Origin of the sequence: Curvibacter delicatus NBRC 14919 (assembly GCF_001592265.1) — a bacterium.
GTDB classification, from domain to species: domain Bacteria; phylum Pseudomonadota; class Gammaproteobacteria; order Burkholderiales; family Burkholderiaceae_C; genus Hylemonella; species Hylemonella delicata.
This window is the reverse complement of record NZ_BCWP01000006.1, coordinates 64,687-84,800: the sequence shown is the minus strand read 5'-3', so window position 1 is coordinate 84,800 and position 20,114 is coordinate 64,687. Positions and strand designations below refer to the sequence as shown.

Here is a 20,114-nt window from a genome sequence, read left to right as displayed (position 1 = left end):
AACTCGGACGAACGCTGACGATGGACTTACGGGCTTTCTTCTGGCTCAACTACTAGATTCAAACCGTTTCCGAGTCATATACTGGCCCCAAAAAACGGGACATATCCTGCGTTTCTGAGCGCGCGTTGAGGCGCAGGATATGCGATTAAAAGCATAAGAGAGAGACAAATCCATGAGCTTTTTCAAGCGTCTGTTTGGGCCCGGCGCGTGGTTGATGCGCCGGTTGCAGATGTCAGCCAAGCTGACAGTTCTGATGGTTCTGATGGTGGCGACCGTTGCGGCCGAGTATTTCATCGGTGTCGAGGCGGGGGTCGCCGGTCTCTTGGTCCTGCTGTACCTGATGGTGGCCTTCCAGGTCAGCTTCATGGCCGATCTGCGGCAGGTCATGCAGTTGATGGACAAGACCACCGCCGGTGATCTGCGCACGCAGGTCCGGGTGCGTGGCAGCGATGAAGTCGCCAAGATCAGTCTGTCCATGACAGCGATGGTCGGCAGCCTGTCGGCCATGGTGGCCAGCGTCCGCAGCAACTCGGCGCTGGTGGCCAACGCCGGCCAGAGCATGGCGACCGGCAACCGCGAACTCTCCGACCGTACCGAGCAGCAGGCGGCCAACCTGGAGCAGACGGCTGCCAGCGTGGAGGAACTCTCCAGCACCGTGCAGGACAACGCCCAGACAACACAGCAGGCCAACACCCAGGCGGCGCGTGTGCGCGACGTGGCCGATCGCGGGGCCCAGGCCATGGCCGAGGCTGTGAAGTCGGTGGAGGCGGTGCAGGGCACGGCGCAGCGCATGAACGAGATCATCGGCGTCATCGATGGCCTGGCTTTCCAGACCAACATCCTGGCGCTCAATGCGGCGGTGGAAGCGGCGCGCGCCGGCGAGGCCGGCCGCGGTTTTGCCGTGGTGGCCAGCGAGGTGCGCTCGCTGGCGCAGCGCTCGGCCGAGTCGGCCAAGGAGATCCGGCTGCTCATCGGCGCCTCCAGCGAACAGGTCACCACCAGCGTGGGCCAGATCCGCACCGCCGGCACCCACATTGCCGACATCGTCTCCGGCATTCGCGACGTGGCCGACAACATGTCCCACATCTCCACCTCCAGCGCCGAGCAGAGTTCCTCGCTGACCGAGATCACGCAGGCGGTGCGTCAGCTCGACGAGATCACGCAACGCAACGCGCAGATGGTGGAGCGGGCCGTGACGCAGGCCGTCAACCTGGAGAACCGGGCTTCCACACTGGCTCAGGCGGTCTCTGCCTTCCGCTTGCAGCAGGGCACGGCCGATGAGGCGCTGGCCCTGGTGCAGCGAGCCGTGCAGTTCCGTCAGCAGACTGGGCGCGACAGTTTCCTGCGCGGGCTGACCGATCCGCAGCAAGGCTTCCACGACCGCGACATGTATGTCTTTGCGCTCGACCGCAATGGCGCTTATGTGGCCTTCGGCGGCAACCCGGCCAAGGTCGGCACGCGGGTGCAGGACATTCCGGGCATTGATGGCCAGAGCCTGCTCAATGCCATCGTGGCGCAGGCCAGCCACGAACCGGGCTGGGTGGAGTACGACATCACCAACCCGGCCACCGGCACGCTGCAGACCAAGATGTCCTACGTGCAGCAGGTGGACGACGTGTTCATCGGCTGCGGCGTCTACAAGAACCTGGTGGCGAGTTAAGGCGCGGTATCGGGCAAGCGGGCGGCCCTAGGCGCCGCCTTCGCGCCGCGCCCGGGCGCGCGCCAGCGCTGCCTCGATCACGGCGCGCTTCTTGTCCAGCACGGCCGGGTCGGTGTGCAGCGAATGGGCACCCAGGTCGGCCAGCTTCATCTTCGCTTTTTCTTCAAGCTTTTGATCGTGCTCGGCCTTGTCCCGCTTGCGCCAGAAGCTATGAAATTCATAGCGCTTGCGGGCGGTGGCCGCTTGCGCCGGTGACCAGGCGGCCCAACCGGTGCGCTCACCGCTGACGTTTTCCAGCCGGATGCAGTCCACCGGGCAGACCGGAATGCACAACTCGCAGCCGGTGCAGTGCGGTTCGATCACGGTGTGCATCAGCTTGTTGCTGCCGAGGATGGCGTCGGTCGGGCAGGCCTTGATGCACAGCGTGCAGCCGATGCACCAGTCTTCGTCGATCACCGCCACGGTGAGCGGGCCTTCCAGGCCGAAGTCGGGATTCAGTGGGGCTTCAGGCTGGCCCGTGAGCCGTGCCAGCCGCGCGATGCCCTCGGCACCACCGGGCGGGCACTGGTTGATGGGCGCCTTGCCGGCTGCTATGGCCTGCGCGTAACCGGCGCAGTCCGGGTAGCCGCAGCGGGTGCATTGGGTCTGGGGCAGGGCGTCGAGAATCTGGTCGGCAGTTGCAGACATGGGGCCGATTATCCGGCCGATGCTCACGCCGCTTTGGCAGCAGCCTTGCGCACCGCCGGTTTTTTGGCGCTGGTCCTGGACGCCGGGCCGGAGGCTGCGAGCGGTTTGTTGTGTTCCAGGATGAAGGCCTTCACCGCCGGGTAGACGATCTCGCGCCAGCGCCGGCCCGAGAAGATGCCGTAGTGGCCGGCCCCCTTGGCCTCCAGATGCCTTTGCAGCTGCTTCGGCACCCCTTGGCAGATGGTGTGCACCGCCTCGGTCTGGCCCGAGCCGGAGATGTCGTCCAGCTCGCCTTCGACCGACAGCAGCGCTGTGGTCTTGATGTCCTGCGGCTTCACGCGCTCCAGCTGGCCCTGCGCGTTCTTCACGTCCCAGGTGCCCTGCACCAGGCTGAAGTCCTGGAACACGGTCTTGATGGTCTCCAGGTAGTAGTCGGCATCCATGTCGAGCACGGCGTTGTACTCGTCGTAGAACTGGCGGTGCGCTTCGGCGCTGGCGTCGTCGCCCTTGATGAGGTGCTGGAAGTAGTCGTAGTGGCTCTTGGCGTGGTGGTCCGGGTTCATGGCGACGAAACCGGCATGCTGCATGAAGCCGGGGTAAACGCGCCGGCCGGCACCGGGGAAGTTGCTCGGCACGCGGTAGATCACGTTGTGCTCGAACCAGCTGTGGCTCTTGTTCATGGCCAGGTTGTTCACCGCCGTGGGCGACTTGCGGGCATCGATCGGGCCGCCCATCATGGTCATGGTCAACGGTGTCTTCTCGCCGCGGCTGGCCATCAGCGAGACGGCAGCCAGCACCGGTACCGTGGGCTGGCACACGCTCATCACGTGGCAGTTGCCATAGGCTTGTTGCAGGTAGCGGATGAAGTCCTGCACGTAGTTCACGTAGTCGTCCAGGTGGAACTCACCCTCGGACAGCGGCACCAGGCGCGCGTTTTTCCAGTCGGTGATGTAGACCTTGTGGTCTTTCAGCATGGTGCGCACGGTGTCGCGCAGCAGCGTGGCGTAATGGCCCGACAGCGGCGCCACGATCAGCACCACCGGCTGGCCCTTGAGCTTGGTCAGCGTGGCCGGATCGTCCGAAAAACGCTTGAAGCGGCGCAGTTCGCAGAAGGGTTTGCTCATTTCCACGCGCTCGTGGATCGCGACGTTCACGCCGTCCACCCCCACGGTGCGGATGCCGAACTCCGGCTTTTCGTAGTCTTTGCCCAGGCGGTGCATCAGGTCGTAGCCGGCCGCAACACGCTGGGCAAAGGGCAGCTGGCCCCAGGGCAGCAGCGGGTTGTTGAAGGCCTTGGCCGCGGTTTGTGCCAGATCGGAGAAAGGCTCCATCAGCGTGCGCTGGGATTCATAGAGCTGGTAAAGCATGGCGGACTCGCTTCCAAAAGGATTTGCTGCAGTGCAATATATCAGCAGTGACCGAAGTCCGCTTGCGTAATTTCACGGATGTTTACCCCCCATAAAAACCCTTAGCTGGCGCGGAACTTCAGCGTCCGGCGCAGACTCCTTCCGGCAAAGAAAGTCAAAATACATGCAGCGCCGTACTTTTATGGCTGCCCTGAGCGGCAGCGCCAGCACCTTGATCGGAACCCAGATGACCGCCTTTGCCGGGGCCGCCAGCCTCTCCCAGCTCCAGAATCTCCAGCCCAGCCCGCGCATGCCGGTGCTGTTTGTCGGCCACGGCAGCCCGCTGAACGTGATCGAGGACAACGAATTCCGGCCGCAATGGGAAGCCCTGGGGCGCGAGTTCGGCAAAAAATGGCCCAAGCCCCAGCTCATCCTCTGTATCTCGGCACACTGGATCACGCGCGGCTGGTGGCTGACGGGCATGGCCCAGCCCAAAACCATCCACGACTTTGGCGGTTTCCCGCAAGCCCTGTTCGACCAGCAATATCCGGCCCCCGGCGCACCGGCTGTGGCGCAAGCCCTGGCGGTCAGCCTGCAGCAGCCCCATACCCACGCCCCGCTGGGGCTGGATGAACACGAGTGGGGCTTTGACCATGGCAGCTGGGCGGTGCTCAAACCCATGTTCCCCCAGGCCGACATTCCGGTCATCCAGCTCAGCATGGACTATGGCCGCCCGCCGGCCGAGCACTATGCGCTGGGCCAGCAACTCAAGAGCCTGCGCGAGCGCGGTGTGCTGATCGTGGGTAGCGGCAACATCGTGCACAACCTGCGCACCATGCAGCGCAGCGCGTCGAACGACCAAGCTTACGACTGGGCCATCGAGTTCGACAGCACCATTGGCGAGCAGATTGCGCAGGGCAAGCTGGATGAGCTGCAGAACTTCCAGCAGCTCGGCCAGGTGGCGCAGATGGCGCACCCGACCTATGACCACTACCTGCCGCTGCTCTACGCCGCCGGTGCGGCAGACGCGAAAGAGGCACCGCAGTTCTTCAACGCCAAGTTCCAGGGGGCATCGATCTCGATGCGCTCGGTGATCTGGGATTAAATCAACGAGCGCAACAGCAGGCTGCTGCCGGTGAGCAGCAGCACGCTGTGCAACAGCAGCAGGAAACGCCGGCGGTCCAGCCGCAGGCTGATGTGGTGGCCAACAAAGAGGCCCAGGCCCACCGCCGGCAGCAGGGCCAGTACCAGCCACAGCAACTGCGGGTCGAGCAGGCGCCCGGCCAGCAGGAACAGGGCCACCCGCACCACCGAACTGAACATCAGCACTGCTGTTTGCGTGGCGCGGATCTGTTGCGGCTCGTCCAGCCGGCGCAGCAGGTAGACCGAGTAGACCCAGCCACCGGCACCGAACAGCGCGCTGAACACGCCACCCACGCTACCGTACCACCAGGCCCAGCGCGGCGAGATCGGCGAGGGCGCGGCTTTCGGCCGCAAGCCGTTGAGCGCGTACAGCACCACGAAGGCGCCCAGCAGTGGCATCAGCAGCTTGACCGGCAGCGTGAACAGCAGCCAGGCCCCCAGGGCACTGCCGGCAAACAGCGCCGGCACCAGCCGGACCAGTTCACGCCGTGCCACGTGCTGGCTCAGACGCCAGCCGTTGGACCAGGAGGCAATCATGTCTGTCAGCGCCAAGGTGGGCACCACGGTGGAAACGGGCAGCAGGTGCGCCAGCAGTGGCGCACTCACCAGCGTGGAGCCAAAGCCCACCAGGCCGAAGACCACGTAGGCGATGGTGATGATAGGCTCAGCCACCAGCAAGGTGAGGAAATCAGGCATGCGAGTGAAGGAAAGTGGTCATGGGTTCCGGGCCGCAGCGGCACGCAGCTTGTCTTTTTTGCTTGGGCGTTTGCCCTTGACGCCGCCGGTGGTGGTGGCCTCAATCGGCGCGGTGTCTACCGGCTCGAAGCCCGCCACCTGTTCACGCGCCAGCTTGAAACCCTGGCGCTTCTCGATCAGGCGGAAATGCGCTTCGGTGGTCGCGCTGACGAAGCTCACAGCCAAGCCGCTCTCGCCGGCCCGGCCGGTGCGGCCGATGCGGTGGGTGTAGTCGGCGGTCGAACGCGGCAGGTCGTAGTTCACCACCACCGGCAGCTGTGCAATGTCGATGCCGCGTGCGGCCACGTCGGTGGCCACCATCACGCTGATGCGTGAGGTCTTGAAATCGGCCAGCACCTGGGTGCGTTTGCCCTGGCTCAGTTCGCCGTGGAAAGGTTCGGCATCGATGCCGGCCTTGCGCAGCTTGTCGGCCACGATTTCGGCCGCGTGTTTGGTGGCCACAAACACCAGCACCCGGGTCCAGCCATGCTGGGTGATCAGCTGGCGCAGCAACTGGGTCCGTTTGCCGGCATCGACGGCAATGGCGCGCTGCGCGATGTCGGGCTCATTTTGCGTTTCGGGCAGCACGTCAACGCGCACCGGCTCGCGCAACAGCGTTTGCGCCAGTGCCTGCACATCGGGCGGGAAGGTGGCGGAGAAAAACAGGTTCTGCCGCTGGGCCGGCAGCAGCGCGAGGATGCGCGCCAGCTCCTCGGCAAAGCCCAGGTCCAGCAGGCGGTCGGCTTCGTCCAGTACCAGTGTGCTGACGCTGCCCAGCGAGAGCGCGTTGTGGGCTATCAGGTCCAGCAGGCGGCCGGGTGTCGCCACCACGATGTCGGTGCCGCCGCGCAAGCCCATCATCTGCGGGTTGATGGAAACGCCGCCAAACACCACCGTCACTTTGACGGGGTCGGCCAAGTGCTGCGCCAGGCTGCGGAATTCCTCGCCCACCTGGGCTGCCAGCTCACGCGTGGGTACCAGCACCAGCGTGCGCACGCGGCGCGGTTTGTCCTTGGGGGCCTGTTCCAGCTGCTGCAACAGTGGCAGCGCAAAGGCGGCCGTCTTGCCCGAGCCGGTCTGCGCCGAGCCCAGCACATCGCGCCCCTGCAGCACGGCCGGAATGGCGACACTCTGGATGGCGGTGGGGGTCGTGTAGGCCCGGGCGTTGACGGCGCGCAGCAGGGCAGGGGACAAGCCCAGGGAAGAAAATGGCATGAACGGATGCTCGTTAGGGGCGCCCAGTTTAAGCGCTCCCGAGCCGCTGCCTCCGTAGGCGACGATAATCGAGCCCCCGCGAAATTTCCAAAGGCCCATCGTGCGCAAAACCTACCAGCTCAACATCGAGGGCAAAAACCGCGACCGCCTGCTTGACGCCGTCAAGCACGACATCCGCAAATACGCCAAACGTCAGCGCCGCACGGCCCTGCCCGAAGGCGTGGACTTCTGGGACTTCGATTGCAAGTTCGGTCTCAGCGCCGAGACGGCTGCCCCGGTCCATTTCGGCAACCTGATCGAGCAGATTGATGTCGCCGCCAAAGAGGGCGCAGGCGCCCTCTACGTCGAGGTCTTGCCCAAGCACGGTCATCGCAAAGCCAGGCCCGCTCTGGCTGCTGGTGAAGAACAGGCTCAAGCCTGAACCTGGGCGCCAGCACGGCACAGCCATGAGCCTGCATTACCTGGACTTCGACTACAGCGAAGACGAGCAGGGCATCGGGACCTTCGATGCCATGGCCTCGACGGCACCCCAGCACGTCGCCGCTGTGCGCGCCGAGATCGCGCGGGTGCTGGATTGGGCTTACACAGCCTTCCCTGACGTGCGCGCGCCGCTGGACGAAGGCGGTGAGTGGGACTACAACCTGGAAGGGCAGCAGGAATGGACCGCCCATGAGTCCCTCCAGTACGACGACGTGACGGGCAAGTTCAGCAGCCAGCTCGCCGCGGCGGGCGCGCCGCGCCATACGGTGACCTTGTCACTCAGCGGCCGTGAGCAGTTCTGTCAAGCGTTTAGGGCGCACTTTGATATGGACTGAGAAGGCACCTCAGACAACTGCTTGAGCGGCACGTTTGTCTCCTGAAGACCACTAAGATTTATTTCGTATAGTTGCAGTTGCGATTAATTAAATTTATTCACGGAGGATTTGGATGCGTTTAATAGAAAAGCTGCTTTTGCTGCTGGCTAGCATGGCATTTGTTGCGTTGGCTAACGCGCAAACTATGGGTAAAGGAGGCAGCGAGATTACAGGGGGTGCAAGCGCAGAAGGTGGCGGTGCGAATGCTACTAAATCGTTAGAGCGTTGTTCCAGAAAGCTCGGCACCTTGGCTGTTGTCGAACCGCAAGATTACATGATGAAGGCGTTATCTCAGTACTCGTTGCCGTCGCCGACCCAGATGATTCGCATCATTGTTCAGCAATCTGGATGCTTTGCAGTTGTCGAGCGAGGGATTGGTATGCAGAACCTGATGCAGGAGCGCGCCCTACAAGAAGGCGGACAGTTGCGCACCAATCAGAATATCGGCAAAGGCCAGATGGTTACTGCCGACTATGTAATGACCCCGGACATCATGTTCAAAAACAATAATGCGGGAGGTGTCGGTGGTTTCCTCGGCGGATTGCTTGGCCCAGTTGGCGCCGTCGTTGGCGGAGCTATCAAATTCAAGTCTTCACAGGTTACGCTCACCATGGCGGATACGCGCAGCAGCTTGCAGGTTGCGGCTGCGACAGGCTCATCCGAGGCGACTGATTTCGGTCTTGGCGGTGCGCTTGGTATGGCTGGTGGCAGTCTCGGTCTCGGCGCATATGAAAACACAGCGGAGGGCAAGGTTGTTGCAATGGCGTTTTTGGATGCATACAACCAGCTCGTCACGACAGTTAGAAATAACCCTGAGTTGGCTCGCGACAATGCGTCTCTTGGCGTCGCTGCAGCCGGCCGCAATTCGACTGCCAATTCAGTTCGAGGCGGGGATGTAGGGCGAGCCAAAATTGGTGGCATTTCGGTCTTCAGATCGTATGAGCGTAAAGCTGTCGTCTATAAGTTGACCAAGGATGAAGAGGTCGTCATTCTTGGCGAGAAAGATGGGCTTTTGGAGGTGCAGGCCGAGAAGGGTGCTGGCTGGGTCGATGCGCGGATGATCTCTCGTTAATTTGCGCGGCGTCGGGATATTCAACTTAAGCTTCCCTCATGGTTCTCCATTCGGAGGTGAATGCACCCGACCCCATTGCGGAATGATTCATAGATTCGTCCAAAAAGATTTGTTTTTCAGGGAGTAAAGATGACAAATGCGGTTCAAAAGGCGGCCGACGAAAAATTCTGCTCGGAGTGTGGTGCGATCATTAAAGCTAAAGCGGAGATATGCCCCAAGTGTGGAGTCCGCCAGTTGCCAACCCCTAGTAGCTTTTCTGCAACCGCTCCTAATGGTAAGAGTAAGCTAGCTGCAGCCTTGTTTGCGATCTTTTTAGGGGGGCTGGGGATACACAAGTTCTATCTTGGGCGTGTAGTTTGGGGTATTGCGTACTTGCTGTTCTGTTGGACTTTCATCCCCGCGATCATTGGATTTATTGAAGGCATTCTTCTCCTTGTCATGAGTGAGACTGAGTTCAACCGGAAATTCGGGGCTGTTGAGTAGCACTTCTAACCCAACAAAAAAGCCGCCAGATGATGGCGGCTTTTTTGTCACCGGCAGTGCGCGGTTTTTGCCTGCTTTCAGCGTGGCACGAAAAAGGTCGACTTCACGTGCGTGGTCTTTGTCTCGCCCGACTGAATTGTCTGGATGTCGAAGACGATCGGGTGGGCTTGCCCGCGGTAGGCGTCAGCCGCCTCGGGCGGGAGCTCCAGCCGCACAGGCATGGAGCCGATACCGAGCGCATCGACGTTCAGCAGCGCGGGCGTGACGATGCTCAGCCCCGGCAGGCCGGACACGCTGATGCTGAATTGCTCGGCCTGTTCGGCACCGTTGGTGATCTGCATGCGGTAGACGTTTTCGACGACGCCCCTGCCGACGACGCGCGCCAGGGCGCCGCGGTCCTTGATGACATCGACCACGAAGCCGTTGCGCAGCGACAGGCTGATCACAAACGCCAGACTCATCGCCAGCAGGATGGCGCCGTAGATCAGGACGCGCGGCCGCCAGACGCGGCGCAGGATCTGTTTGGGCGACCAGGTGTTGACGATGCCGTTGCCGGAGGAGTACCGGATCAGCCCGGTGTCATAACCCATCTTGCTCATGACGTCGTCGCAGACATCGATGCAGGCGGCGCAGCCGATGCATTCGTTTTGCAGGCCGTTGCGGATGTCGATGCCGGTTGGGCAGACCTGTACGCACAGGGTGCAGTCGATGCAGTCGCCCAGGCCCAGCGATTTCGGATCGGCCTTGCGAGAACGTGAGCCGCGCGCCTCGCCGCGCCCGGCGTCGTAGGCGATGACAAGAGAGTCCATGTCGATCAGGGCGCTCTGGAAGCGGGCGTAGGGGCACATGTACTTGCACACCTGCTCGCGCAGGTAGCCGGCATTGCCGTAGGTGGCGAAACCATAGAAGAAGACCCAGAACCATTCCCACGGCGAGAAGGACAGGCTCATGGCCTCGCCCAGCAAGGTGCGGATCGGCGTGAAGTAGCCGACAAAGGTGAACCCCGTGATCAGGCCGATGGTGATCCAGGCCAGTTGTTTGGCGGACTTTCGTGCCAGTTTCTCCAGTCCCCAGGGGGCGGCATCCAGCCGCATGCGGGCGGTGCGGTCGCCTTCCAGCCGGCGTTCCACCCACAGGAAAATCTCGGTGTAGACGGTCTGGGGGCAGGCGTAACCGCACCACAGGCGGCCAGCCACGGCCGTGAAGAAGAACAGCGCCATGGCGGAGATGACCAGCAGTGCCGCGAGGTAGATGAAATCCTGCGGGTGCAGCACCAGACCGAGCACATAGAAGCGGCGCTCGGTCAGATCAAACAGCACCGCCTGCCGGCCGTTCCACTGCAGCCAGGGCAGAGCGTAGAACACCGCCTGCGTCAGCCACACCATCCCCCAGCGCCAGCGGGCATACCAGCCGCTGACCGCGCGCGGGTAGATCTTGATCTGTTTTTCGTACAGCGACACCATGGTTTCTTGATCCGCCTCAGCTGCCTGCTTGCGGATCGGGATGACGAGGGACGGTGGCGGCTGATTCATGGTGTTGATGTGGCCGGTGTGCTGGCCGGCAGGCATGGGCGGAAAAATTGCAGCACGCGAGGGGCGACATGCCGGCCTCAGCCAGCACCGATTCCCATGGCGTTCTTGACGGATGTCATTATAAGATCCATGAAAAATAGATCTTAAATCCGGCCCTTGAGCCAGCATGGGAAAGAGCGCCAGCTCCTCGGGTGCGAACAGGCACCCGTTTGGTCGCGCCCATGAAAAAGCCGCCCGAAGGCGGCTTGTGAAGTGCGGGCAGAACCGGCTTACATCACCTTGGCAATCGCCTGGCAGACGTAGTCGATGTTCTTGCTGTTGAGCGCGGCCACGCACATGCGGCCGGTGTCGGTACCGTAGACGCCGAACTCGCTGCGCAGGCGCACCATCTGGTCCTTGGACAGGCCCGAGTAGCTGAACATGCCGATCTGCTGAGTGATGAAACTCATGTCTTGCTTCACGCCGGCGGCCTTCAGGCCGTCGACCAACTTCTGGCGCATGGCCTTGATGCGCACGCGCATCTCGCCCAGTTCCTTCTCCCACAGGGCGCGCAGCTCGGGGTTGTTCAACACGGCCGCCACCACGGCGCCGCCGTGGGTGGGCGGGTTGCTGTAGTTGGTGCGGATCACGATCTTGAGCTGGCTCAGCACGCGGTCGGCCTCTTCCTTGCTGGCGCACAGCACGGACAAGGCCCCGACGCGCTCGCCATACAGGCTGAAGCTCTTGGAGAACGAGGTGGAGACGAAAAAGTCCAGGCCGGCGGCGACGAACTTGCCGATCACGGCGCCGTCTTCCGCAATGCCGTTGCCGAAGCCCTGGTAGGCCATGTCGAGGAAGGACACCAGATTCTTGGCCTTGATGGCGGCGATCACCTGGTCCCACTGGGCGGCGGTGATGTCATAACCGGTCGGGTTGTGGCAGCAGGCGTGCAGCAGCACGATGGTGCTCGGGGCGGCGGCGTTGATGTCGGCCAGCATGCCGTCAAAGTCCACGCCGCGCTTGGCCGCGTCGTAGTAGCGGTAGGTCTCCACCGTGAAACCGGCGTTGGTAAACAGGGCGCGGTGGTTTTCCCAGCTCGGGTCGGAGATCAGCACCTTGGCTGTGGGGTTGAGCTTCTTCAGGAAATCGGCGCCGATCTTCAGGCCGCCGGTGCCGCCGATGCCCTGCACGGTGGCGACACGGCCGCTTTTCACCGGCTCGGACTCGGCGCCGAACACCAGCCCCTTGACTGCGGCGTCATAGGCCGCAATGCCGTCGATCGGCAGGTAGCCGCGGGCGGTGGGCTTGTCCATCATGGCCTTCTCGGCGGCCTGGACGCACTGCAGCAGCGGCAGCTTGCCGTTGTCGTCGAAATAGACACCCACGCCGAGGTTGACCTTGTTGGGGTTGGTGTCGGCGTTGAACTGCTCGTTCAGACCCAGGATGGGGTCGCGGGGAGCCATTTCGACGGCGGAAAACATGGACATGACGGTTCCTTGGATAAGTAGTGAAGTGGTCGATACATCCCGTCCTTCCGGCAGGGGGCTGCGCGCCGCGCCGGAATGACGTATTCTTGTCAGTTGCCCTGAATTTTACGGGCTTAGCAATCAGGTTTCCATGCAAGACGTTTCAGCAGTCCCCGTGCCCGAGGCCGACAGCGCTCCCGCCGCCATTCCTGAGGGTCACTTTGTCAGCTTCCCCGGCTCGCCCTTCGAGCTTTACCAGCCTTATCCGCCGGCGGGTGACCAGCCCGAGGCGATCGGCAAGCTGGTCGAGGGCGTGAACGACGGCGAGGTGTTCCAGACCCTGCTGGGCGTGACCGGCTCGGGCAAGACCTACACCATGGCCAACGTGATCGCCCGCCTGGGCCGGCCGGCCATCGTGTTTGCCCCCAACAAGACGCTGGCAGCGCAGCTCTACAGCGAGTTCCGCGAGTTTTTTCCCAAGAATGCGGTGGAGTATTTCGTCAGCTATTACGACTACTACCAGCCCGAGGCCTACGTGCCGCAGCGCGACCTGTTCATCGAGAAGGACAGCGCCATCAACGAGCACATCGAGCAGATGCGCCTCTCCTGCACCAAGAGCCTGCTGGAGCGACGCGACGTGGTGATCGTGGCGACCGTTTCGGCGATCTACGGTATCGGCAAGCCTGAGGCCTACCACCAGATGGTGATGACGCTGCGCGCCGGCGACCACATGGGGCAGCGTGACATCATTGCCCAGCTGGTGCGCATGCAGTACCAGCGCAACGATACTGAGTTCTCGCGCGGCAAGTTCCGCGTGCGCGGCGACACCATTGACGTGTTCCCGGCCGAGCACTCCGAGCTGGCCTTGCGCATCGAGTTGTTTGACGACGAGATCGAGAGCCTGCAGCTGTTCGACCCGCTGACCGGCCGCATCCGCCAGAAGGTGCCGCGTTTCACGGTCTACCCCAGCAGCCATTACGTGACGCCGCGCGAGCAGGTGCTGGCGGCGGTGGAGACCATCAAGGTGGAGCTGGCCGAGCGCCTGAAGGAATTTGTGGCCATGGGCAAGCTGGTGGAGGCGCAGCGCCTGGAGCAGCGCACCCGTTTTGATCTGGAAATGCTGTCCGAGGTGGGCCACTGCAAGGGTATTGAGAACTACACCCGCCACCTGAGCGGCGCCGCCCCCGGCGAGCCGCCGCCGACGCTGACCGACTACCTGCCGAAAGACGCGCTGATGTTCCTGGACGAGAGCCACGTGCTGATCGGCCAGTTCGGCGGCATGTACAACGGCGACCGCGCGCGCAAGACCACGCTGGTGGAATACGGCTTCCGGCTGCCGAGCGCGCTGGACAACCGGCCGCTGAAATTCGAGGAGTTCGAGACCAAGATGCGCCAGGCGGTTTTTGTCTCGGCCACGCCCGGCAACTGGGAGAACGAGCACGCCGGCGCGGTGGTGGAGCAGGTGGTGCGCCCGACCGGCCTGGTGGACCCCGAGGTGGAGGTGCGCCCGGCCACCCACCAGGTGGACGACGTGCTGCAGGAAATCCGCATCCGGGTGGAAAAACACGAGCGCGTGCTCATCACCACCCTGACCAAGCGCATGGCCGAGCAGCTGACCGACTACCTGACCGACAACGGCGTCAAGGTGCGTTACCTGCACAGCGACGTGGACACGGTGGAGCGGGTGGAGATCCTGCGCGACCTGCGCCTGGGCACCTTTGATGTGCTGGTGGGCATCAACCTGTTGCGCGAGGGCCTGGACATTCCCGAGGTGTCGCTGGTGGCGATCCTGGACGCCGACAAGGAAGGTTTCCTGCGCTCCGAGCGCTCGCTGATCCAGACCATTGGCCGTGCCGCCCGCAACCTGCATGGCAAGGCCATTCTTTATGCCGACCGGGTCACGGACTCCATGGCCCGCGCCATTGGCGAGACCGAGCGCCGCCGCCACAAGCAGATCGAGCACAACCTGGCGCATGGCATCACGCCACGCGCCATCGTCAAGCAGGTGCGCGACCTGATCGACGGCGTCTACAGCGAAAAAGCGGGGCGCGAAGCCGAGCGGCTGGAGCAGGAGGCCCTGCAGCGCGCCAAGGTGGAGGAGATGAGCGAAAAGGACATGGCGCGCGAGGTCAAGCGGCTGGAAAAGCAGATGCTGGAGCATGCGCGCAACCTGGAGTTCGAACAGGCCGCCCGCACGCGCGACCAGCTCAACCTGCTCAAGGCGCGTGCCTTTGGTGCCGCCGTGCCCGACCACCCGGCCGGGCTGTAGCCCATTTCATAGCCCGTGCCTGGCCATCCCTGACGGCATGGGCGGGCCTTATCCGAGCAGAGCACGGGGTTTTTTGCTATACTTGACACAAATAGTCAAGAAAGCCCGGCAAGCCGGTTGGCACACAGTGCCGCAGGCGGCCCGCCGGGCAGGGTGGGAAAGCCCCTCGGCGCCGGCAGGCTCCGGGGAAATACCGATAGCCAAACCCGGAACAGGAGTTTGCGATGCGCCTCACAACCAAAGGCCGCTTTGCGGTCACCGCGATGATTGACCTGGCCCTGCGCCAGAGCAACGGCCCCGTGACGCTGGCTGCCATCAGCCAGCGCCAGCAAATATCGCTGTCCTATCTGGAACAGTTGTTCGGCAAGCTGCGCCGGCATGAACTGGTGGAATCCACCCGTGGCCCCGGTGGCGGCTACACGCTCGCCCGCAAGGCGGCCGACATCACCGTGGCCGACATCATCCTGTCGGTGGACGAGCCGATCGATGCCACCCAGTGCGGCGGCAAGGAAAACTGCCTGGGCGACGCCGGTCGCTGCATGACGCACGAACTGTGGGCCTCGCTCAATGTGCGCATGGTCGAGTTTCTCGATTCCGTCACGCTGCAAAAGCTGGTCGACGACCAGCTGGCCAAAGGCATCACCATCGAAGACAAGCCCACCGTCAAGCGCGCCATCTCTGCCATGCCGGTGGTCAAGCCGGTGCGGGTGAATGCGCCCAACTCGGTGTTCGCGCTGGGCAATGCCTTCTCCAAATCCTGATTTACAAGCCATTTTTTACCGAGTTTCGTAGCGAGCCTGTATGGACATGACCCCTCATTTCCCGATTTACCTGGACTACGGTGCCACCACACCCTGCGATCCGCGTGTGGTCGATGCCATGATTCCCTGGTTGCGCGAGCACTTCGGCAACCCGGCTTCGCGCAGCCACGCCTGGGGCTGGGAGGCCGAAGAGGCCGTTGAGACGGCGCGCGGTTACGTCGCCGACCTGATCGGTGCCGACCCGCGCGAGATCGTCTGGACCTCCGGTGCCACCGAGTCCAACAACCTGGCCTTGAAGGGCGCCGCCCACTTCTACAAGGGCAAGGGCAAGCACCTGATCACGGTGAAGACCGAGCACAAGGCCGTGCTCGACACCATGCGCGAGCTGGAGCGCCAAGGCTTCGAGGTGACGTACCTCGACGTGCAGGAAGACGGCCTGCTTGACCTCGACCAGCTCAAGGCCGCCATCCGTCCGGACACCATTCTGATCAGCGTGATGTTCGTGAACAACGAGATCGGCGTCATCCAGGACATCCCGGCCATCGGCGCCTTGTGCCGCGAGAAGGGCATCATCTTCCACGTGGATGCGGCGCAGGCCACCGGCAAGGTGGAGATCGATCTCAACACGCTGCCGGTCGACCTGATGAGCCTGGCCTCGCACAAGACCTACGGCCCCAAGGGCATCGGCGCCTTGTATGTGCGCCGCAAGCCGCGTGTGCGCATCGAGGCGCAGATGCACGGCGGCGGCCACGAGCGCGGCATGCGCTCCGGCACGCTGCCCACGCACCAGTGCGTCGGCATGGGCGAGGCCTTCCGTATTGCCAAGCTGGAAATGGCACAGGACAACGCCAAGGCGCGCGCGCTGCATGACCGCCTGCTCAATGGCCTGAAAGATGTCGAGCAGACCTTCCTCAACGGCCACGCCGAGAAGCGCGTGCCGCAGAACCTGAACATGAGCTTCAATTTCGTCGAGGGCGAGTCGCTCATCATGGGCATCAAGGGGCTGGCAGTGTCGTCCGGCTCGGCTTGTACTTCGGCTTCACTGGAGCCCAGCTATGTGCTGCGCGCCCTGGGCCGCAGCGACGAGCTGGCGCACAGCAGCCTGCGCATGACCATCGGCCGCTTCACGACCGAGGAAGAGATCGATTACGCGATTTCCACCATCAAGCTCAACGTGGCCAAGCTGCGTGAGTTGAGCCCGCTCTGGGAAATGTTCCAGGACGGCGTGGATCTGAGCACCATCCAGTGGGCTGCTCATTAACTGAAGATTGAAGAGGTAAGACCATGGCTTATTCTGAAAAAGTCGTTGACCACTATGAAAACCCGCGCAACGTCGGCTCCTTCGACAAGGGCGACGACACGGTGGGCACCGGTATGGTGGGCGCTCCTGCCTGCGGTGACGTGATGAAGCTGCAGATCAAGGTGAACGCGCAGACCGGCGTGATCGAAGACGCACGTTTCAAGACCTACGGTTGCGGCTCGGCCATCGCGTCGAGCTCGCTGGTGACCGAGTGGGTCAAGGGCAAGACGCTGGACGAGGCGGCTGCGCTGAAGAACAGCCAGATCGCCGAAGAACTGGCACTGCCGCCGGTCAAGATCCACTGCTCCATCCTGGCCGAAGATGCGATCAAGGCTGCTGTGGACGATTACCGCAAGAAACACATGAACTAAGTTCCCCCCCGAGGCGCCTTCGGCGCCTCCCCCTCAAGGGGGCGCCGCCAGCGGCCCGGCAAAGCCGGTTCCGCGGCGGCCCCGGATTGAAGGGGCTGGGGGATGGGAATGAAAGACTGAAATGGCAGTTACTCTTACTGAAGCCGCAGCCCGGCATGTCACCCGCTACCTGAGCAAGCGCGGCAAGGGCGTGGGTGTGCGCCTGGGCGTCAAGACCACCGGTTGTTCCGGCCTGGCCTACAAGCTGGAGTACGTGGACGAGGTGGCGCCGGAGGACATCGTGTTCGAAGGACACGGCGTCAAGGTGCTGATCGACCCCAAGAGCCTGTCCTACATCGACGGCACCGAGCTGGATTACGTGCGCGAAGGGCTGAACGAAGGTTTCCGCTTCAACAACCCGAATGAACGCGACCGCTGCGGCTGCGGCGAGTCGTTCCGGGTGTGAATCTCCAATCCAACGATTTCGAGCTGTTCGGTCTGGCGCAACAGTTTGCGCAAGACCGTTCGGTGCTGGACGCACGCTGGAAAGAACTGCAGCGCGAAGCTCACCCCGACAAGTTTGCCGCCCAGGGCGCAGCGGCCCAGCGCGTGGCCATGCAGTGGTCGGTGCGCATCAACGAGGCCTACCAGCGCCTGAAAGACCCGCTCAAGCGGGCCGCCTACCTGTGTGAGTTGAATGGTGTGCCGGTGAATGCCGAAAACAACACCGCCATGCCAGCCGAATTCCTGATGCAGCAGATGGAATGGCGCGAGGCGCTGGACGACGTCGGCAGCAGCGAGGACCTGGATGCGCTGAGCGATCAGATTGCGCACAGCCGGCGCGAAGCGCTCCAGCGCTGCGAGCAGCTGCTCGATGTGGCACACGATTACCCGGCCGCCGTAGCGCAGGTGCGGGCGCTGATGTTCATCGAACGTTTTGGCCGCGACATCGAAGCCCGTTACGACCAGATGGATACCGCGGCCCGGCGACAATAAGGCTCTGAACACGGCCTTGATCCGAATAGAACAACGATGGCACTGCTGCAAATTTCCGAACCCGGTCAATCTCCCGATCCGCACCAGCGGCGCATCGCCGTGGGCATTGACCTCGGCACCACCCACTCGCTGGTGGCCGCTGTGCGCAGCGGCGTGGCCGAATGCCTGCCTGATGCGCAAGGCCGGGTGATCCTGCCCTCCGTGGTGCGCTACCTTGCCAATGGCGGGCGTCAGATCGGCTTCGACGCCTTGGCCGCGCTGGCCGAAGACCCGGAAAACACCATTGCCTCCGTCAAGCGCTTCATGGGGCGCGGCGTGCAGGACGTGGCCGGGCGCGAAAAGCTGCCCTACAAGCTGGTGGACCACCCCGGCATGCTGGGCCTGCAGACCGTGGTGGGGGAGAAGTCGCCGGTGGAGGTGAGCGCCGAGATCCTGGCCACGTTGCGCTTTCGCGCCGAGGACACGTTCAACGACGACCTCTATGGCGCCGTCATCACCGTGCCGGCCTACTTCGACGATGCACAGCGCCAGGCCACCAAAGACGCCGCGCAACTGGCCGGCCTCAACGTGCTGCGCCTGATCAACGAGCCCACCGCCGCGGCCATTGCCTACGGTCTGGACAACGCCAGCGAAGGCATCTACGCGGTGTACGACCTGGGCGGCGGCACCTTTGACATTTCCATCCTGCGCCTGGCCAAAGGCGTGTTCGAAGTTATTGCCACCGGTGGCGACTCGGCCCTGGGCGGTGACGACTACGACGCCGCACTGGCAGCCTGGGCACTGCAGCAGGCCGGCCTGAGCAGCGTGACCGCGGCCGACAAGGCGGCCATCAAGGTGGCAGCACGGGCTTGCAAGGAAGCACTGTCTGCTACTGATTCTGTAGCATTTCGCGCCCAATTGACGGCAGCGGAAGTCAATTTGACGGTAACACGCACGCAGTTCGAAGAAGTCACTGCAGCGCTGACGGTGCGCACCATGAGCGCGGTGCGCAAGGCCTTGCGCGACGCCAAGCTGAGCGTTGACGACGTGCAGGGCGTGGTGATGGTGGGCGGCTCGACCCGCATGCCGGTGATCCGCCGCACGGTGGGCGAGTTTTTCGGTCACGAGCCGCTGACCAACCTGAACCCGGACGAGGTGGTGGCGCTGGGCGCCGCCATCCAGGCCAACCAGCTGGCCGGCAACAATGCTGCCGGCGATCTGCTGCTGCTGGACGTGATTCCGCTCTCGCTCGGCATCGAGACCATGGGCGGCCTGGTCGAGCGCATCGTGCCGCGCAACCAGACCATCCCGACTGCGATGGCGCAGGACTTCACCACCTACAAGGATGGCCAGACCGCACTGGCGGTGCACGTGGTACAGGGCGAGCGCGATCTGGTGGCCGATTGCCGCAGCCTGGCGCGTTTCGAGCTGCGCGGCATCCCGCCGATGGCAGCCGGTGCCGCACGCATCCGCGTCACCTTCACGGTCGATGCCGACGGCCTGCTGCAGGTCAGTGCGCGTGAGCAGGTCAGCGGCGTGGAAGCGCGCATCGACGTCAAGCCGTCCTACGGCCTGGGCGACGAGCAGATTGCCAAGATGCTGCAGGAGAGCTTCACCACCGCGGAGTCCGACATGCGTGCCCGCGCATTGGTGGAGGCGCGTGTCGAGGCCGACCGCATGTTGCTGGCCACGCGCAGTGCGCTGGCGGCCGATGGCGATCTGCTGTCGGCCGAGGAGCGTGCAGCCATTGACGGCCTGATGGCCGCATTGGAAGTCTCACGCACCCAGGAAGACGACGCGGCGGCCATCGATGCCGCCACCGAGGCGCTGGCCAAGGGCACGGAAACCTTTGCCGCCCTGCGCATGAACCGCGGCATCCAGAAGGCCCTGGCGGGCAAGAACATCGAGACGGTCTGAGTCCACGAACGCCGAACACACCATGCCCATCATCAAGATCCTTCCCCATCCCGAGTACTGCCCGCAAGGCGCTGAAATCAAGGCACCGGCCGGCACCTCGATCTGCGAGGCGCTGCTGGACAACCACATCGAGATCGAACATGCCTGCGACATGAGTTGCGCCTGCACCACCTGTCACGTCATCGTGCGGGAGGGGTACAACTCGCTCAACGAACCCGACGAAAACGAGGAAGACCTGCTCGACCGTGCCTGGGGTCTGGAGCCCCAGTCGCGCCTGAGCTGCCAAGCCATCCTGGCGCAACAGGACGTGGTGGTGGAGATACCGAAATATTCCATCAACCACGCCAAAGAGAATCACTGACCGACCACT

Annotated in this window: 20 protein-coding genes; 14 read left to right on the top strand and 6 right to left on the bottom strand. The window is 63.3% G+C overall.

The genetic code is table 11. The features are described 5' to 3' along the window. The first annotated feature begins 172 nt into the window (after window positions 1-172). On the top strand, window positions 173-1,660 hold the full coding sequence (locus tag CDE01S_RS04755; RefSeq protein ID WP_066704491.1) for a methyl-accepting chemotaxis protein: 1,488 nt from the start codon (window positions 173-175) through the stop codon (window positions 1,658-1,660). Between the two features lie 27 nt (window positions 1,661-1,687). On the opposite strand, the gene rsxB is transcribed toward CDE01S_RS04755, so the two are convergent. Both rsxB and CDE01S_RS04745 read right to left on the bottom strand, forming a co-directional pair. Beyond that, entirely contained in the window at window positions 1,688-2,347 is a 660-nt protein-coding gene (rsxB, locus tag CDE01S_RS04750) for an electron transport complex subunit RsxB (protein WP_066704490.1), read from the bottom strand. 23 nt (window positions 2,348-2,370) lie between these two features. Continuing rightward, window positions 2,371-3,714 carry a polyhydroxyalkanoate depolymerase gene (locus CDE01S_RS04745; RefSeq protein WP_066704488.1) on the bottom strand — a complete coding sequence of 448 codons (1,344 nt, stop codon included), beginning with the start codon at window positions 3,712-3,714 and terminating at the stop codon, window positions 2,371-2,373. A 226-nt stretch (window positions 3,715-3,940) separates the two neighbouring features. On the opposite strand from CDE01S_RS04745, the gene ygiD reads away from it, so the two are divergent. Further along, window positions 3,941-4,798 (top strand): 4,5-DOPA-extradiol-dioxygenase, encoded by an 858-nt coding sequence (ygiD, locus tag CDE01S_RS04740; RefSeq protein ID WP_500778409.1) that lies wholly within the window; start codon window positions 3,941-3,943, stop codon window positions 4,796-4,798. Here the strand turns inward: ygiD and CDE01S_RS04735 are convergent. Beyond that, on the bottom strand, window positions 4,795-5,532 hold the full coding sequence (locus CDE01S_RS04735) for a sulfite exporter TauE/SafE family protein (protein WP_066704484.1): 738 nt from the start codon (window positions 5,530-5,532) through the stop codon (window positions 4,795-4,797). The genes ygiD and CDE01S_RS04735 overlap by 4 nt on opposite strands. An 18-nt stretch (window positions 5,533-5,550) precedes the next feature. After that, window positions 5,551-6,786: a DEAD/DEAH box helicase gene (locus CDE01S_RS04730; protein ID WP_066704482.1), complete on the bottom strand. Its 1,236-nt coding sequence runs from the start codon at window positions 6,784-6,786 to the stop codon at window positions 5,551-5,553. A gap of 100 nt (window positions 6,787-6,886) precedes the next feature. Between CDE01S_RS04730 and CDE01S_RS04725 the strand changes: the two genes are divergently transcribed. The 4 genes from CDE01S_RS04725 to CDE01S_RS04710 all read left to right on the top strand — a co-directional run bounded on the left by CDE01S_RS04725 (window position 6,887) and on the right by CDE01S_RS04710 (window position 9,195). Next, window positions 6,887-7,207 (top strand): DUF6172 family protein, encoded by a 321-nt coding sequence (locus CDE01S_RS04725; RefSeq protein WP_066704480.1) that lies wholly within the window; start codon window positions 6,887-6,889, stop codon window positions 7,205-7,207. A 25-nt stretch (window positions 7,208-7,232) separates the two neighbouring features. Further along, window positions 7,233-7,601, top strand: a complete 369-nt coding sequence (locus CDE01S_RS04720; protein ID WP_066704478.1) for a hypothetical protein — start codon at window positions 7,233-7,235, stop codon at window positions 7,599-7,601. Between the two features lie 112 nt (window positions 7,602-7,713). After that, the gene (locus tag CDE01S_RS04715) at window positions 7,714-8,712 is read left to right on the top strand and encodes a CsgG/HfaB family protein (RefSeq protein ID WP_066704476.1); all 999 of its coding nucleotides are present in this window, start codon (window positions 7,714-7,716) and stop codon (window positions 8,710-8,712) included. A 129-nt stretch (window positions 8,713-8,841) separates the two neighbouring features. Beyond that, window positions 8,842-9,195, top strand: a complete 354-nt coding sequence (locus tag CDE01S_RS04710; RefSeq protein WP_084382730.1) for a TM2 domain-containing protein — start codon at window positions 8,842-8,844, stop codon at window positions 9,193-9,195. A gap of 77 nt (window positions 9,196-9,272) precedes the next feature. Here the strand turns inward: CDE01S_RS04710 and ccoG are convergent, their stop codons facing one another. Together ccoG and CDE01S_RS04700 are read right to left on the bottom strand one after the other, a co-directional pair. After that, entirely contained in the window at window positions 9,273-10,727 is a 1,455-nt protein-coding gene (ccoG, locus tag CDE01S_RS04705) for a cytochrome c oxidase accessory protein CcoG (RefSeq protein WP_066704561.1), read from the bottom strand. Window positions 10,728-10,996: 269 nt separating this feature from the next. Beyond that, the gene (locus CDE01S_RS04700) at window positions 10,997-12,193 is read right to left on the bottom strand and encodes an amino acid aminotransferase (RefSeq protein WP_066704471.1); all 1,197 of its coding nucleotides are present in this window, start codon (window positions 12,191-12,193) and stop codon (window positions 10,997-10,999) included. A gap of 130 nt (window positions 12,194-12,323) precedes the next feature. Here CDE01S_RS04700 and uvrB point away from each other — a divergent pair, with 130 nt between their 5' ends. From uvrB to fdx, 8 genes are all read left to right on the top strand, one after another. Next, complete coding sequence (gene uvrB, locus CDE01S_RS04695; RefSeq protein ID WP_066704469.1) at window positions 12,324-14,441, top strand: excinuclease ABC subunit UvrB; 2,118 nt, start codon at window positions 12,324-12,326, stop codon at window positions 14,439-14,441. A gap of 224 nt (window positions 14,442-14,665) precedes the next feature. Then, window positions 14,666-15,202, top strand: a complete 537-nt coding sequence (gene iscR, locus CDE01S_RS04690) for a Fe-S cluster assembly transcriptional regulator IscR (protein WP_066704467.1) — start codon at window positions 14,666-14,668, stop codon at window positions 15,200-15,202. 40 nt (window positions 15,203-15,242) lie between these two features. Then, window positions 15,243-16,463: an IscS subfamily cysteine desulfurase gene (locus tag CDE01S_RS04685; RefSeq protein WP_066704465.1), complete on the top strand. Its 1,221-nt coding sequence runs from the start codon at window positions 15,243-15,245 to the stop codon at window positions 16,461-16,463. Between the two features lie 23 nt (window positions 16,464-16,486). Further along, the gene (iscU, locus tag CDE01S_RS04680) at window positions 16,487-16,873 is read left to right on the top strand and encodes a Fe-S cluster assembly scaffold IscU (RefSeq protein ID WP_066704463.1); all 387 of its coding nucleotides are present in this window, start codon (window positions 16,487-16,489) and stop codon (window positions 16,871-16,873) included. Between the two features lie 121 nt (window positions 16,874-16,994). Further along, window positions 16,995-17,318, top strand: a complete 324-nt coding sequence (iscA, locus tag CDE01S_RS04675; RefSeq protein ID WP_066704461.1) for an iron-sulfur cluster assembly protein IscA — start codon at window positions 16,995-16,997, stop codon at window positions 17,316-17,318. Continuing rightward, a complete protein-coding gene (hscB, locus tag CDE01S_RS04670; RefSeq protein WP_066704458.1) occupies window positions 17,315-17,848 on the top strand; it encodes a Fe-S protein assembly co-chaperone HscB in 534 nt (177 codons plus the stop codon). The genes iscA and hscB overlap by 4 nt, the downstream gene beginning before the upstream one ends. A gap of 36 nt (window positions 17,849-17,884) precedes the next feature. Beyond that, window positions 17,885-19,744, top strand: coding sequence for a Fe-S protein assembly chaperone HscA (gene hscA / locus CDE01S_RS04665; protein WP_066704456.1), 1,860 nt, complete (start codon window positions 17,885-17,887; stop codon window positions 19,742-19,744). A gap of 22 nt (window positions 19,745-19,766) precedes the next feature. Continuing rightward, window positions 19,767-20,105, top strand: a complete 339-nt coding sequence (gene fdx, locus CDE01S_RS04660) for an ISC system 2Fe-2S type ferredoxin (RefSeq protein WP_066704454.1) — start codon at window positions 19,767-19,769, stop codon at window positions 20,103-20,105. The last annotated feature ends 9 nt before the right edge of the window (window positions 20,106-20,114 follow it).